16 protein-coding genes are annotated in these 14,657 nt (G+C 70.1%); 7 read left to right on the forward strand and 9 right to left on the reverse strand.

Annotated features, from left to right (window positions below):
* The first annotated feature begins 39 nt into the window (after positions 1-39).
* Both ASF68_RS04260 and ASF68_RS04265 read left to right on the forward strand, forming a co-directional pair.
* A complete protein-coding gene (locus tag ASF68_RS04260) occupies positions 40-1,077 on the forward strand; it encodes an endonuclease/exonuclease/phosphatase family protein (RefSeq protein ID WP_056007247.1) in 1,038 nt (345 codons plus the stop codon).
* Between the two features lie 41 nt (positions 1,078-1,118).
* Positions 1,119-2,516 (forward strand): aminopeptidase P family protein, encoded by a 1,398-nt coding sequence (locus ASF68_RS04265; protein ID WP_056007250.1) that lies wholly within the window; start codon positions 1,119-1,121, stop codon positions 2,514-2,516.
* Positions 2,517-2,558: 42 nt separating this feature from the next.
* On the opposite strand, the gene ASF68_RS04270 is transcribed toward ASF68_RS04265, so the two are convergent.
* The gene (locus tag ASF68_RS04270) at positions 2,559-3,062 is read right to left on the reverse strand and encodes a general stress protein (protein WP_056007252.1); all 504 of its coding nucleotides are present in this window, start codon (positions 3,060-3,062) and stop codon (positions 2,559-2,561) included.
* A gap of 68 nt (positions 3,063-3,130) precedes the next feature.
* On the opposite strand from ASF68_RS04270, the gene ASF68_RS04275 reads away from it, so the two are divergent.
* Genes ASF68_RS04275 through ASF68_RS04285 form a run of 3 tightly spaced genes read left to right on the forward strand, consistent with a single transcriptional unit; the run spans position 3,131 to position 6,117 of the window.
* The gene (locus ASF68_RS04275; protein ID WP_056007255.1) at positions 3,131-4,444 is read left to right on the forward strand and encodes a magnesium transporter MgtE N-terminal domain-containing protein; all 1,314 of its coding nucleotides are present in this window, start codon (positions 3,131-3,133) and stop codon (positions 4,442-4,444) included.
* The gene (locus ASF68_RS04280) at positions 4,422-4,964 is read left to right on the forward strand and encodes a DUF1003 domain-containing protein (RefSeq protein ID WP_056007258.1); all 543 of its coding nucleotides are present in this window, start codon (positions 4,422-4,424) and stop codon (positions 4,962-4,964) included. Before ASF68_RS04275 ends, ASF68_RS04280 begins: the two co-directional genes overlap by 23 nt.
* A complete protein-coding gene (locus ASF68_RS04285; RefSeq protein WP_235526751.1) occupies positions 4,957-6,117 on the forward strand; it encodes an Mrp/NBP35 family ATP-binding protein in 1,161 nt (386 codons plus the stop codon). Before ASF68_RS04280 ends, ASF68_RS04285 begins: the two co-directional genes overlap by 8 nt.
* A gap of 40 nt (positions 6,118-6,157) precedes the next feature.
* Here ASF68_RS04285 and ASF68_RS04290 read toward each other — a convergent pair whose 3' ends face one another.
* A complete protein-coding gene (locus tag ASF68_RS04290; protein ID WP_056007264.1) occupies positions 6,158-6,586 on the reverse strand; it encodes a hypothetical protein in 429 nt (142 codons plus the stop codon).
* A gap of 71 nt (positions 6,587-6,657) precedes the next feature.
* On the opposite strand from ASF68_RS04290, the gene ASF68_RS04295 reads away from it, so the two are divergent.
* Positions 6,658-7,290, forward strand: coding sequence for an O-methyltransferase (locus tag ASF68_RS04295; protein ID WP_056007266.1), 633 nt, complete (start codon positions 6,658-6,660; stop codon positions 7,288-7,290).
* Positions 7,291-7,378: 88 nt separating this feature from the next.
* Here ASF68_RS04295 and ASF68_RS18450 read toward each other — a convergent pair whose 3' ends face one another.
* The 3 genes from ASF68_RS18450 to dapE all read right to left on the reverse strand — a co-directional run bounded on the left by ASF68_RS18450 (position 7,379) and on the right by dapE (position 9,966).
* Positions 7,379-7,552: a DUF3117 domain-containing protein gene (locus ASF68_RS18450; RefSeq protein ID WP_079002123.1), complete on the reverse strand. Its 174-nt coding sequence runs from the start codon at positions 7,550-7,552 to the stop codon at positions 7,379-7,381.
* Positions 7,553-7,655: 103 nt separating this feature from the next.
* A complete protein-coding gene (locus ASF68_RS04300) occupies positions 7,656-8,879 on the reverse strand; it encodes a hypothetical protein (protein WP_235526752.1) in 1,224 nt (407 codons plus the stop codon).
* Positions 8,869-9,966, reverse strand: coding sequence for a succinyl-diaminopimelate desuccinylase (gene dapE, locus ASF68_RS04305; protein WP_056007272.1), 1,098 nt, complete (start codon positions 9,964-9,966; stop codon positions 8,869-8,871). The genes ASF68_RS04300 and dapE overlap by 11 nt, the downstream gene beginning before the upstream one ends.
* A 70-nt stretch (positions 9,967-10,036) precedes the next feature.
* Here dapE and dapD point away from each other — a divergent pair, with 70 nt between their 5' ends.
* Positions 10,037-11,014, forward strand: a complete 978-nt coding sequence (dapD, locus tag ASF68_RS04310) for a 2,3,4,5-tetrahydropyridine-2,6-dicarboxylate N-succinyltransferase (RefSeq protein ID WP_056007275.1) — start codon at positions 10,037-10,039, stop codon at positions 11,012-11,014.
* A 132-nt stretch (positions 11,015-11,146) separates the two neighbouring features.
* Here the strand turns inward: dapD and ASF68_RS04315 are convergent, their stop codons facing one another.
* The 4 genes from ASF68_RS04315 to ASF68_RS04330 all read right to left on the reverse strand — a co-directional run bounded on the left by ASF68_RS04315 (position 11,147) and on the right by ASF68_RS04330 (position 14,607).
* Positions 11,147-12,406 (reverse strand): citrate synthase, encoded by a 1,260-nt coding sequence (locus ASF68_RS04315; protein ID WP_056011358.1) that lies wholly within the window; start codon positions 12,404-12,406, stop codon positions 11,147-11,149.
* Positions 12,407-12,585: 179 nt separating this feature from the next.
* The gene (dapC, locus tag ASF68_RS04320; RefSeq protein WP_056007278.1) at positions 12,586-13,707 is read right to left on the reverse strand and encodes a succinyldiaminopimelate transaminase; all 1,122 of its coding nucleotides are present in this window, start codon (positions 13,705-13,707) and stop codon (positions 12,586-12,588) included.
* A 4-nt stretch (positions 13,708-13,711) separates the two neighbouring features.
* The gene (gene fdxA, locus ASF68_RS04325; RefSeq protein ID WP_056007281.1) at positions 13,712-14,035 is read right to left on the reverse strand and encodes a ferredoxin; all 324 of its coding nucleotides are present in this window, start codon (positions 14,033-14,035) and stop codon (positions 13,712-13,714) included.
* A 38-nt stretch (positions 14,036-14,073) separates the two neighbouring features.
* Positions 14,074-14,607 carry a hypothetical protein gene (locus tag ASF68_RS04330; protein ID WP_056007284.1) on the reverse strand — a complete coding sequence of 178 codons (534 nt, stop codon included), beginning with the start codon at positions 14,605-14,607 and terminating at the stop codon, positions 14,074-14,076.
* Positions 14,608-14,657 lie beyond the last annotated feature (50 nt).

Raw genomic sequence — 14,657 nt, forward strand, 5'->3', positions numbered from 1 at the left:
CTCCGGTGACTCCCAGACCGCTCGCCTACGCTGGCGCGAATGCTGAAGACTGTCGGTGCCGTCATCGCGGCCGTGATCGCGACAGCGGTCACGGTCCTGCTCGGCGTCGCCATCCTGCCCGGCCTGTTCGGGCTGGAGCAGACGCAGATCATCGTCCAGCTGAGCGCGTTCCGGCTGCTGCTCGCGATCCTGGCGGCGGGCGCCGCCCTCCTGGCCGTCGTGGTGGGGGTCCTGCTCAGGGGATCCCGCCGGGTGCTCCCCTTCGTGCTCGCCTCGGCACTCGCCGTCGTCTCGGTGACCGGCGCCGTCGTCACCGCGAGTCGAGGCGTCGACGACCGGGTGGTCGCGGGCGAGGCGACCGACCTCGCCGACCAGGTCACCGTCCTCGCGTGGAACACGCTGGGCGACGCGGTCGACCCGGGGACGATCGCGGCCATCGCGGTCCGTGAAGGTGCGGACGTCGTGTCCCTGCCGGAGACCTCCGCTGCGGCCGCCAGTGCGGTGGCAGCCGCGATGACCGCCTCCGGCCGACCGATGGTGGCCCATTCGACGGCATCGGACGCCCACGGGACGAGCCTGCTCGTGAGCACCGGGCTCGGCGAGTACGCGGTCCGAGCCCCCTCCCCGACCGGGTCGACGGCCATCGAGGACTCGGAGACGCTCATCGCGGACCCGGTCCTCGGTCGTGGACCGACCCTCGTCGCCGTCCACACGACGGCCCCGCTGCCGAGCCGGCTCGACGACTGGCGCGCGGAGCTCGCCGACCTCGCCGGACGTTGCGTCGCCGGCACCGACGTCATCATGGCGGGCGACTTCAACGCGACGCTCGACCACCTGGCCGGTCTGCGAGGCGACGGCGACCTGGGCGACTGCGACGACGCCGCGGCTGCGGACGCCGCCGCAGGGCTCGGCACCTGGCCGACGGAGCTGCCCGCCGTCCTCGGTGCGCCGATCGACCACGTCATGGCCAGCCCGACGTGGGTGTCCGTGTCGGCCCATGTGTTGACCGACGTCGACGGCACGGGCAGCGACCACCGACCGGTTGTCGCGACCCTGCTCCCCCGGACCCCACGCTGACCGTCGGGCCGGCGCATCGGTCCCGGTGCGACAATGGAACCATGGCGACTTCCGCAGACACATCCAGTTCGAACACCGTCCAGACCGAGGCGACCTCCAACCGGGCGGCCGCCTGGTCGGAAGGCTTCCGCGCGTTCATCGGCACCGGCTGGGCAGACCGCCCCGAGGTGCTCCCCGAGCCACGCGAGACGGCGAGCCTCGCCGCGGCCCGTCGCGACCGGCTGTCGGCGCTGTTCCCCGGCCAGCGCCTCGTCCTCCCCGCGGGTGGGATGAAGCAGCGCTCGAACGACACCGACTACCTCTACCGGGCGCACTCGGCCTTCTCGTACTACACCGGCTGGGCAGCGGATGCCGAGCCGGACAGCGTGCTCGTCCTCGACCCGGAGGAGTCCGGCCACACCGCGACGCTGTACTTCCGGGAGCGGGCAGGGCGCGACACCGACGAGTTCTACACGAACGCCGCCATCGGCGAGTTCTGGATCGGAGCCCGCCCGTCGCTGGCCCAGGTGGCCGCCGATCTCGCGATCGCGACCGCAGACCTCTCGGCGTTCCACGCGGACGCGACCGACCTGACGGTAGACGTCGACGCCGACCTCACCCGGGCGGTCTCCGAGATGCGCCTCGTGAAGGACCGATACGAGATCGCTCAGATGCGCCTCGCCGTCGATGCGACCGCGAGAGGGTTCGACGACGTCATCGCCGAGCTGCCCAAGGTGCTCGCGCACGAGCGTGGCGAGCGCATCGTCGAGGGCGTCTTCGCTGGTCGCGCCCGTGCCGACGGGAACGGCGTGGGCTACGAGACCATCGCTGCCGCCGGACCACACGCCTGCATCCTCCACTGGACGCGGAACGACGGACGGGTCCTCCCGGGCGACCTCATCCTGATCGACGCCGGCGTGGAACTCGACAGCTACTACACGGCGGACATCACGCGGACCATCCCGGTCTCGGGCACCTTCACGGAGGTGCAGCGTCGGGTGTACGAGGCGGTCCGTGAGGCCGCAGACGAAGCCTTCGCCATCGTCCGCCCCGGCATCCGGTTCCGCGAGGTGCACGCTGCGGCGATGGCCGTCATCGCCCGGAAGACCGCCGAGTGGGGGCTGCTCCCCGTGACCGCGGAGGAGGCGTTGCTCAAGGAGAACGAGCAGCACCGGCGGTACATGGTCCACGGCACGAGCCACCACCTCGGGACGGATGTGCACGACTGCGCCCAGGCGCGGCGCGAGATGTACGCCGACGCGGTCGTCGAACCGGGCATGGTGTTCACGATCGAGCCCGGGTTGTACTTCCAGGTCGACGACCTCACGGTCCCCGAGGAGTACCGCGGCATCGGCGTCCGGATCGAGGACGACATCCTCGTGACCGAGGACGGCGCGGAGAACCTGTCCGCCGGCATCCCGCGCACCGCCGACGAGGTCGAGGCCTGGCTCGCCCGCTGAGGCCCGCGCGCCGTTCCGCCGCTCGGCGTCCGACGCCGCGGGTCAGCCCGCGTCGGACGCCGGGCCGCGCTCGAGCAGGTTGCGCGCCCGGTTCGCGAGCTCGTCGCCCACGACGAGGTCGTACCGCGTGGCGATGACGAGCGTGGCCGAGGTGTACTCCTGACGCTTCCGCGTCACCGAGTAGGAGACGATGCCGAACAGCATGCCGAACGCGGCACCCATGAGCACCGCCGCGCCCAACAGCATGAGGTTCGTCTCCGGGTTGAAGATGACGAGGACGAGTCCGAGGAACAGACCGAGCCAGGCGCCGCTGACGGCACCGGCGCCCGCGGCACGCCCGTAACTGAGCCGCCCGGTCACGCGTTCGACGCTCTTCAGGTCACTGCCCACGATCGAGATCTCCTTCACCGGGAAGTCGGTGTGGGCGAGGGAGGAGATCGCGGCCTGCGCGGACTCGTAGCTGTCGTAGCTGGCCACCGTCTCGCCTCGCGGGATGACGCCGAGCGCCGGGGCGCACTTGCGGCCGAACTGTCGCGGATCACTCATGCCTCCATCCTCTCATCCCACCCCCAGGGGTCCGTCCTGGCAGGCCACCGGCGGGTAGGTTAGTAGGCGTGAGTGCAACCAGAGTGTTCGTCGCCAGGCTCGCCGGGTGCACCGTCTTCGACCCCGCGGGCGATCGTGTCGGCAAGGTCCGGGACGTGCTCGTCGTGTACCGCACCGGCAAATCCCCGCGCGTCGTCGGCCTGATCGTGGAGATCCCGGGCAAACGTCGCGTCTTCGTCTCCATCGGACGCGTCACGAGCATCGGTGCCGGGCAGATCATCACCACCGGCCTCATCAACGTCCGCAGGTTCGAACAGCGCGGCGGCGAGGTCCGCGTGATCGCCGAACTCTTCGGGCGGCGCGTCGTCTTCCGGGCGAACGGCGAGGAGGCGACGATCGAGGACGTCGCGATCGAGGAGCAGGGCCCTGGCGAGTGGCAGGTGTCGCAACTCTTCGTCCGACGCCCGAAGACCACCGCCTCGCCCTTCGTCAAGGGCCCGACGACCTTCGCCACCTGGAACGAACTGCGGGAGGAGCAGGAGCTCGGTGAGGCGCAGTCCGCCGAGCAGCTGATCGCGACGTACGCCGATCTGAAGCCGGCCGACCTCGCCAACACCCTCCTCGACCTCCCGCGCGATCGGATGATCGAGGTCGCCGAGGAGCTGTCCGACGACCGGCTCGCCGACGTGCTCGAGGAGATGCCCGAGACCGACCAGGTGCACATCCTCGCGCAGCTCGACGACGACCGCGCCGCCGACGTCCTCGACCAGATGCAACCCGACGACGCGGCCGACCTCATCGCCCAGCTCCCCGAGGATCGTGGTGAACACCTCCTCGAGCTCATGGAGCCGGAGGAGGCCGAAGACGTCCGCATGCTCCTCCGGTTCGATCCGGAGACCGCGGGTGGGCTCATGACGACCGAACCGATCATCCTCTCCGCCGACGCGACGGTCGCCGAGGCCCTCGCGTCGATCCGGCGCTCGGAGCTGGCCCCCGCACTGGCCGCCGGGGTCTGCATCACGCTTCCGCCGTACGAATCGCCCACGGGCCGGTTCCTCGGCATGGTGCACTTCCAGCGGATGCTCCGGTACCCGCCGCACGAGCGGCTCGGGACCCTGCTCGACCAGAGTCTCGATCCGGTGGGGGTCCGCACCTCGGCCGCCGAGGTCTCGCGTATCCTCGCGAGCTACAACCTCGTCCAGGTCCCCGTCGTGGACGAGCAGCATCGGCTGCTCGGGGTCGTGACGATCGACGACGTGCTCGACTACCTCCTCCCCGACGACTGGCGGAGCATCGACGAGAACGACGAACTCCCGGCTGCGGAACAGCGCATCGGATCGAACGGAAGGAGGGCAGGTCGTGGCACGAGCTCCCCGCAATGAAGTCCGACTCGACGCACCCAAGGGGCTGCGCAGCTCCGTCCGTTCCATCCGGCGCGCGCCCGCCTCGCGCGACCGCTTCGGACGGTTCACCGAGTGGATCGCCCGGGCGATGGGGACGCCCTGGTTCCTCGTCGGCCTGACCCTCTTCGTCATCCTCTGGATCGCCTGGAACACGTACGGCCCGATGTCCCTCCGGTTCGACTCCGTCGACATCGGCTTCGTCGCGCTGACCCTGGTGCTGTCGCTCCAGGCGTCCTACGCCGCGCCGCTCATCCTGCTGGCTCAGAACCGTCAGGACGACCGCGACCGCGTGCAGATCGAACAGGACCGTCAGCGGTCCGAGCGCAACCTCGCCGACACCGAGTACCTCGCCCGCGAGGTCGTCGCGCTCCGCCTGGCGCTCAAGGACATGGCGTCGAAGGACTTCATCCGCGCCGAGCTGCGTTCCCTGCTCGAGGAGCTGGACCGGGACCGCACCGATCAGCCCGAGCACGACGGGCCAGAGCGCCGGCGTGGCTGACGCGGAGCTCGCCGACCGGATCAGGACGGCGCTCGGACGGGTCATCGACCCCGAGATCCGCAAGCCGATCACCGAACTCGACATGGTCGGCCCGATCGACGTCGACGATCAGGGCGCGGCCGACATCACGATCAAGCTCACCATCGTCGGGTGCCCGGCGGCGACGAGCATCGAACGCGACGTACGGGAGGCCGCCGCATCCACGCCCGGGGTGACGCAGGTCGCGGTGGACGTCCAGGTGATGTCCACCGCGGAACGGCAGGCCCTGACCGACCGTCTCCGCGGGGGCCGCGGCGCGCGTGGCGTCCAGTTCGGTCCGGACTCGCTGACGCGGGTGTACACGGTCACGAGCGGCAAGGGTGGTGTCGGCAAGTCCACGGTGACCGCCAACCTGGCCGTCGCCCTCGCCGCCCGAGGCCTGCGGGTGGGGCTCGTCGACGCCGACGTCCACGGCTTCTCCATCCCAGGTCTGCTGGGCCTCGTCGAGAACGGCGTCGCCGTGAAACCGACCCAGGTCGGTGACATGATCCTGCCGCCCGTCGCGCACGGCGTGAAGGTCGTGTCGATCGGCATGTTCATCGACGCGCCGACCGACGGGACCACCGCCGTCGCCGTCGCCTGGCGCGGCCCGATGCTCCACCGCACGATCCAGCAGTTCCTCACGGACGTGTTCTTCGGCGATCTCGACGTCCTGCTGCTCGACCTCCCCCCGGGCACGGGTGACGTCGCGATCTCGATCGGTCAGTTGCTCCCGCACGCCGAGGTGCTCGTCGTCACGACGCCGCAGCCGGCCGCCGCCGAGGTCGCGGAGCGCAGCGGGGTGGTGGCACGGCAGACCGGCCAACGCGTGTACGGCGTCATCGAGAACATGGCGGGCCTTCCACAGCCCGACGGCAGCGTCCTGCCGTTGTTCGGCACCGGTGGCGGCGAGGCACTCGCGACGAGGCTCTCCGTCGGTCAGACCGAACCGGTACCGCTGCTCGCCTCCGTCCCGCTGAGCGTCACGCTCCGGCAGGGCGGCGACACCGGACGACCGGTCGTGCTCTCGGACCCGGCGGATCCTGCGGCCGCCGAGATCCTCCGTCTGGCGGGGCAGCTCGCGGGCCGTCCACGTGGCCTGGCCGGGAAGCGCCTGGGCGTCAGCACGAGCTGAAGCGGCCGGCGCGGAACGCGTCGCGCAGGACGCTCCGGACTCAGGTGGCTTCGAGGTCGAACGGCGGTGCCGCCGTCTCCCCGGCGGCCAGGCGGCGAAGACGCTCGTCGGTCGACGCCTGGATCGACTTCGGTTTCTCGAGGGACGGGGCGGTCGCTGCCGCCGCGGCTGCCGGCGCAGCAGCCAGGGGCGCGGTCGTCGGCGTCACCGGCGGCTCGTCGTCGAGCAAGGCTTCGCGGATGATGCGCCGGGGATCGTACTGTCGGGGATCGAGCTTCTTCCAGTCGACCTCGTCGAACTCCGGGCCCATCTCCTCGCGCATCCGGTCCTTCGCGCCGGAGGCCAGGTCGCGGAGGGTCCGGACGAGCCTCGCCAGCTGGGACGCGTAATACGGCAGACGCTCGGGACCGAGCAGGAACACGGCGATGACCCCGATGATGAGGAGTTTGTCGAACGTCAGACCGAACACGTGATCAGACTACCGCGCGAGCCTCAGCTCGCGGAGCCCTTGCAGGCCATACGCTGAGATCCGGAGGCAAGGTGTCAGAACACAATCTCAACTGGAAGTACGCGGGCGACGTGGTCGTCGAGAGTGCTGCGATGCACACCGCTCGTGCGCACGCGCACGAACTCGGCGTGGAGGCGATCTCCCCGGCGATCGGCGCACAGCTCGCAGTGGTCGCCGCGGCGACCCGCGCGGAGTCCATCGTCGAGGTGGGCACCGGGACGGGCGTCTCCGGACTCTGGCTCCTCCGCGGCGCCACGAACGCCGTGCTGACCTCCATCGACACGGAGATCGTCCACCAGCAGCAGGCTCGGGCGGCGTTCACGGAGGCCGGCATCACCACCAACCGCATCCGCCTCATCACCGGCAGCGCGCTCGACGTGCTGCCCCGCATGAACGAGAACTCCTACGACCTCGTCCTCGTCGACGGCGATCCGGGATCCGTGATCGAGTACGTCGAGCATGGCCTCCGACTCGTCCGGCCCGGCGGAACCGTCCTCGTGCCGCACGCACTCTGGCGCGGCAAGGTCGCCGACCCGACGCAGCGCGACGAGACCACCGGCCTCTTCCGATCGCTCGTCCAGGAGATCTCCGCGTCCGACGCGGTCGTCAGCGCTCTCTCCCCCGCCGGAGACGGTCTGCTCCAGATCACCAAGCCCGGCGTCTGAGTCCCGAGTACGACGAACCGGCCGCCACCCTCGCCCTGGGGCGATGATGACGGCCGGTCCTCAGCTCATGCGGCGTCGGTGACGGGGCTCAGCCCGCGCTCACCACACCCGCGAGTGCATCGTGCAGTTCTTGAGCCTCTGCGTCGTTGACCGACACGACGAGACGCCCTCCCCCTTCAAGAGGCACTCGCACGATGATGAGCCGACCCTCCTTCACGGCCTCCATTGGCCCGTCTCCGGTGCGTGGCTTCATTGCGGCCATGCGAGTCCCCTCTCGTTATTCGACTGACCCCTATTATCGCGTATCACGGGGGCTCGTGATAATCCTGAACGCGGCGAGGCGCGGGATGACGCCCGAACAGCGGCTACGGAATGGTCCAATAGGCGTTCGCGAGGCCGTACATGACGAAGATCCAGCACCACTGGAGCGCCAGGGAGAGGACGACGACGCCGCCGCGGTACCACCGGTTTCGCGGGACGGCGACGGCACCGAGGAACGGGAAGACCGGGACGAGCAGCCGGAAGACGCTCGTCTGCGGGAAGAAGACCGCGAAGAGGTACAGCAGGTACGACGCCACCCACAGCCGGAGGTCGACGCCGAGGCGACGGACCGCCGGGACGAACAGGAGGAGCGCGGAGCCCACGAAGACGGCGAGGACGACCACGAGGCCTGGCCCGTCCCCGAACCAGAACTGCCCGCCCTGGATCCACGCCGAGAACGGCACGAGCGGTTGCTCACCGATGAAGGCGGCGCGCCAGGCCAGCTCGGTCTGGAGGTATGCCTCGGGACGGCCCGTCACGAGGCCGGCGATGACCATCCAGGCGAAGCCCGCTACCGCCGCCAACGCTCCCCCGACGAGGATGAGGAGGACGTCGCGCCGGGCGAGCGGGTCGCGGCGTCGCGTGACCACCCGCACGACCAGGTGGAGTCCGAGCAGGAGCGCGAACGCCAGGACCCCGGGTCGGGTGAAGGCCATGACCGGGATGACCGCGAGCAACCACCCGTACCGGCGGGTCACGAGGAGCAAAAGCGCCAGCGTCAGCAGGAGGAGGAACATCGACTCCGCGTAGGCGAGCTGGAACACGGCGCTGAGCGGTGCGATGCAGAACAGGACGACGGCGAACATCGATTGGCCGGCGTCCAGACGCGTCCGCATCAGCCGGTGGAACAGCAGCGCACTGCCGAACCCGCAGCCCAGGGACACGAGCACCGCCATGACCGGCCACGGCAGGAACGTGACGACCGACAGCCCCTTCACCACACCGGGATAGACGGGCATGAAGGCCCAGGCGTTCTCGGCGACCCGTCCGGCGCTGTCGAGCGGCAGCTGGCTCGGGTAGCCGTACGTCGCGATCCACCAGTACCACTGGCCGTCCCACCCCGCGGCGAGGGTGCCGAGCGAGGGGAACGCACCGAACCGGGAGTCCGGAGCCGACAGGAGGCTCGCGAACGCGAACATCGCCGTCGTCACGAGCCGGGACAGCACGTAGACGATGCCGATGCGCCCCCACACGGGCAGGCGCACCCACCGCCGGAGCATCGAGGGCCGTTCGTCGACCGCTACCCGGACCTCCGCGTTAGCGGCCATCGGTACCCTGCAGCCAGGCTCGGAGGCCCCGCTCGCACTCCTCGATCTGGGCGAGCGGGACGCGTTCGTCGTCCGCGTGCGCGAGCAATGGGTCGCCAGGGCCGTAGTTGACCGCGGGCACACCCAACGCGGAGAAGCGGGCGACGTCGGTCCAGCCGTACTTCGGTGCCGGCGTCCCCCCGACCGCCGCCAGGAAGTCCTGGGCGATCGGCGCGTCGAGGCCGGGGCGGGCACCTTCCGCGACATCGGTCTGCACGACCTCGAAGCCGGAGAAGAGCTCCTCGAGGTGGGCGAGTGCCTCCGCTCCCGTCCGGCTGGGCGCGAACCGGTAGTTCACCTCGACGGTGACCAGATCCGGGATCACGTTCCCGGCGACGCCGCCGTGGATGGCGACGGCGTTGACGCCCTCCCGATAGACGAGCCCGTCGACCTCGACCTCGCGAGGGGTGTAGGCGGCGAGCGTCGCGAGGACCGGCGAGATCGCGTGGATGGCGTTGACGCCGACCCAGCTCCGCGCCGCGTGCGAGCGTTTGCCGAAGGCGCTGACCTCGACGCGGAGCGTTCCGTTGCACCCGCCCTCAACGCCCGCGTTGCTCGGCTCCCCGAGGATGGCGAAATCCCCGACGAACAGCTCCGGGTGGTGCTTCGCGAGCCGGCCCAGACCATTGCGGTCCGACGCGACCTCCTCGTTGTCGTACCACATCCAGGTGATGTCGACGATGGGGTCGGTGAGCTCGGCCGCGAGTTTCAACTGCACGGCGACACCCCCCTTCATGTCGACCGTTCCTCGCCCCCACAGCGTCGCCTCGCCCGCATGCTCCTCGAAGCGGGTCGGGACGTTGCCGTTGATCGGGACGGTGTCGAGGTGGCCGGCGATGATGACCCGCTGCGCGCGGCCGAGGGACGTCGACGCGACCACCGTGTCGCCGTCGCGCACGATCGTGAGGTGGTCGCACCCGCCGAGCGCCGCCTCCACCGCGTCGGCGATCCGCACCTCGTCCCCCGACACTGAGGCGATGTCACACAGCTGCCGGGTGAGTTCCACGGAGGAGACGGACAGGTCGAGTACGGGGACATCGGCTGGCATGGAACCAGTGTATTGGCCGCGACCCTGGGCGTCGGCCGTCTCTCCGGACGTTCGCCGCTACCCTGGAGCCATGACTGCCGCGACTGCCGAAACGCCCGTTCCGACCCACGCCTGGGGCTCCGGCCTCGCGACGATCGCCAGCGACGGAACCGTGCTCGACACCTGGTTCCCTGAGCCGACGCTCGGCCGGATCCCCGAGGGCCGCGACCGCTGGATCGCTCCGGCGGAGCTCGAGGCCCTCGCGACCGACGACGACCGGCGGGCCGTGCGGATCGACATCGTCACCGTCGAGATCGAGTTGCAGGCCGCCCCGGCGAACACGCCGGACGCCTACCTGCGCCTGCACCTGCTCAGCCACCTCCTCGTCCGTCCGAACACGATCTCGCTCGACGGCGTCTTCGCACACCTGCCCATCGTCGTGTGGACGAATGCAGGACCGGTGCACCCGGCCGACTTCGACCGACTCCGACCGTCGCTCCTCCGCGCGGGCATCCACGCGACCGGCATCGACAAGTTCCCGCGGCTCCTCGACTACGTGACTCCGGACAAGGTGCGGATCGCCGACGCCTCCCGTGTCCGGCTCGGTGCCCACCTCGCTCCGGGGACGACCGTCATGCACGAGGGCTTCGTCAACTTCAACGCGGGCACCCTCGGGTCGTCCATGGTCGAGGGCCGCATCTCCCAGGGAGTCGTCGTCGGTGACGGCAGCGACATCGGCGGCGGCGCGTCCATCATGGGCACCCTGTCCGGCGGGGGCACGCAGCGGGTGGCGATCGGCCAGCGCGCGCTCCTCGGGGCGAACTCCGGCATCGGCATCTCGATCGGCGACGACTCGGTCGTCGAGGCCGGCCTCTACGTGACGGCCGGCACCAAGGTCGTCCTCGCCGGAGCCGCCGCAACCACCGAGGGGGCTCCGCGCACCGTCAAGGCCGTCGAGCTCTCCGGGGTGCCGAACCTCCTGTTCCGGCGCAACTCACTCACGGGCGCTGTGGAGGTCCTCCCCCGCTCCGGCTCCGGCGTCGAGCTGAACGCGGCGTTGCACGCCTGAGCCCTTCGACAAGCTCAGGGACCGGACAACCGGCTCAGGGACCGGACGGCGGGCCCGGGTCCCCGATCACGGACACGGAACGGCCCCGCATCCTCGGATGCGGGGCCGTTCTCGTGATCGGCCGAGGCGCGACTACCGCGTCGGGAAGGACCGCTCGGGCGAACCCGTGTACAGCTGCTGCGGGCGACCGATCTTGGTCTGCGGGTCGAGGTTCATCTCACGCCAGTGCGCGATCCATCCGGGAAGTCGCCCGATGGCGAAGAGCACCGTGAACATCCGCGTCGGGAAGCCCATGGCCTTGTAGATGACGCCCGTGTAGAAGTCGACGTTCGGGTAGAGCTTCCGCTCCTTGAAGTAGTCGTCCTCGAGGGCGATCTGCTCGAGTTCCTGCGCCAGGTCGAGCAGCGGGTCGTTGATCCCGAGCGCACGGAGGACCTCGCCGGCGCTCTCCTTGACGAGCTTGGCCCGCGGGTCGTAGTTCTTGTAGACGCGGTGCCCGAAGCCCATGAGCTTCACGCCGTCTTCCTTGTTCTTGACCCGGTCGACGAAGCGCTGGACGCCCTCGCCGGACTCCTGGATGCGCCCGAGCATCTGCAGCACCGCCTCATTGGCACCGCCGTGCAGCGGCCCGGAGAGGGCGTTGATGCCAGCCGACACGGAGGCGTACAGGTTGGCGCCCGTCGACCCGACCAGACGGACCGTGGAGGTCGACGCGTTCTGCTCGTGGTCCTCGTGGAGGATCAGGAGCAGGTCGAGGGCCTTCGACAGGACCGGGTCGATCTCGTAGGGCTCGGCCAGGTTGCCGAAGTTCAACTTGAGGAAGTTGTCGACGAAACTCAAGGAGTTGTCCGGGTACAGGAACGCCTGGCCCACGGACTTCTTGTGCGCGTACGCCGCGATGACCGGGAGCTTCGCGAGCATACGGACCGTGGTGAGCTCGACGTGGTCGGGGTCGTGCGGGTTCGCGTCCGACTCGTAGTACGTGGACATCGCCTGCAGGGCACTGGACAGCACCGCCATGGGGTGCGCCGTGTGCGGGAGCGCCGAGAAGAACCGCTTGAGGTCCTCGTGCAGCAGCGTGTGACGACGGATCTTCTCGTCGAACCCGCCGAGCTCGTCGGCGGTCGGGAGCTCACCGTGGATCAGGAGCCAGGCGACCTCGAGGAACGTCGACTGCTTGGCGAGCTGCTCGATCGGGTACCCGCGGTAGCGGAGGATGCCCTGGTCGCCGTCGATGTACGTGATCGCCGACTTGGTGGCAGCCGTGTTGACGAACCCGTAGTCGAGCGTCGTCAGGCCGGTCTGCCGGGTGAGCGAGGAGACGTCGATACTCGACGCGCCTTGGGCTGACCGGTGGATCGGGAATTCGGCTGTTCCGCCGGGGTAGTTCAGGGTGACCTGCTGCGTCTCGGTGGAAGCCTGTTTCTCGACGTCGCCCACGGCGCCTCCTCGTATCTTCGTGCGATAGGGACTGGACATCGCCCTCCGATACGACGGCGTGTCACATACAGCCTAATCGGGTTCCGGGCCCACTGCTGTTTCCCACAGTGATCCGGCGACTTCCTTGGAGTTCACCCTGAAATCGGGCGCACGCCTCGGAGTCGCTCGGCGGCCGCGGCGATCCGCTCGTCGCTCGCCGTCAACGACAACCGCACGTGATCGGGGTGGGCGTCACCGTAGAACACGCCAGGGCCCCCGAGGATGCCGATGGACGCCAGGCGGTCGATGCTGGACCACGCGCCGCGACCCTCGGTGATCCACAGGTAGAGGCCGGCCTCGCTGTGGTCGACGCGGAAGCCCGCCTCGCGGACCGCCGGGAGCAGCACCTCGCGCCGGGCGCGATACCGCGCCTTCTGCTCGGCCACGTGCTCGTCGTCACCCAGGGCGGCGACCATGGCCGCCTGGAGCGGGGCCGGCAGCATGAGTCCCGCGTGCTTCCGCACGGTGACCAGGCGCTGCACGAGCCGTTCGTCTCCGGCGAGGAAGGCGGCACGGTACCCGGCCAGGTTCGACTGCTTGCTCAGCGAGTAGATCGCGAGGACGCCACTGTGGTCCCCATCGGTCACGCGCGGGTCGAGCACCGACGGGGTCGGGGTGTCGGACCACTCCCCCTCCCAGCCGAGTTCCGCGTAGCATTCGTCGCCCACGAGGACGGCACCGAGTTCGCGCGCCCGAGCAAACGCGGCGCGCAGTTCCTCGATCGAGAGCACCCGTCCGTCCGGGTTGCCCGGCGAGTTGAGCCAGACGAGGCGGGTGCTCTCGGGCCACTCGGCCGGATCGTCGGCCGCGACCGCGTCGGCACCGGCGATCGCCGCGCCGACGGCGTACGTCGGATAGGCGGCCACCGGGTGCACGACCGTGTCGCCTTCGCCGAGCCCGAGCAGGAAGGCGAGCAGTGCCACGAGCTCCTTGGAGCCGATCGTCGGCAGGACGGCGTCGGGTGACAGTCCGCCGACACCGCGGCGGCGGGCGAACCAGGCGGTGATCGCCTGACGGAGCTCGGGCGTACCGATCGTCGTCGGGTACGCGTGAGCGTCGGTGGCGTCACGCAGGGCGTCGCGGATGAGGTCCGGCGTCGCGTCGACCGGCGAGCCGATCGACAGGTCGACGATGCCGTCCGGGTGCCGACGCGCCCGTTCCGCGTACGGGGCCATGAGGTCCCAGGGGTAGTCGGGCAGCGGCTGCAGTGCCACGCGGCTACTCGTGGGCTTGCGGCGGCAGCGCGGCGATGAGCGGGTGATCCGATGGGATGACCCCGACCTTGGCGGCGCCGCCCGGCGACCCGACCTCGTCGAAGAACTCGACGTTGGCCTTGTAGTAGTCCGCCCACTCCTCGGGCAGGTCGTCCTCGTAATAGATGGCCTCCACCGGGCAGACCGGCTCGCACGCACCGCAGTCGACGCACTCGTCAGGGTGGATGTAGAGCGAGCGTTCACCCTCGTAGATGCAGTCGACGGGGCATTCGTCGATGCAGGCGCGGTCCTTCACATCGACGCACGGCAGGGCGATCACGTAGGTCACGGGCGGGTGGCTCCCTTCACGAGCACTGAGTGTCCAGTCTACGCCTGCGGCGAGCTGGCGAACGGCTCCGACGGCGGCCCGGCGGGACGTGCCATCGGGGTCTCGCGCTTGCGCTCGGGCAGCTTCGGCCAGGCCACGACCAGGACGGCGACGAGGCCGGGGGCGATGGTCCACACGAGGCCGGAGACACTCTGCGGGATGAGGACCGACCCGCCGGTGCTCTCGAGCAGCAGCACGCCGATCATGAGGATGACGCCGAAGGCGGCCGCAGCGGCCGCGAGCCGGTCGCCGAGGACGATGCGCAGGCCGAGCAGCAGCATGCCGACGCCGAGGATCCCGAGGATCAGCCCGACGGGGAGGGCGATGCCGAGCACCGACGGCGCCCAGGCGTGCGCGACCGTGCCGATGGCCCCGTAGGCGAGCCCCACGAGGAAGGCGAGGACGACCCCGATGACGCGGGACGCGGTGGTCTGCTCGCGCGGAGCGTCATCCGGTTCCGTCGGCGCCGGGAGCCAGCGGTCGGCAGCGGCGGGAGCGCTCGCGAAGCGGGGGTCGGAAGCCGGATCGGTCATCCGCCGATTGTATCTGGACAGTCTCGGCGTCTGCCGCTATGGTCGAGGGC

Source organism: Plantibacter sp. Leaf314 (assembly GCF_001423185.1).
In the GTDB taxonomy this organism is placed as follows: Bacteria; Actinomycetota; Actinomycetes; order Actinomycetales; family Microbacteriaceae; genus Plantibacter.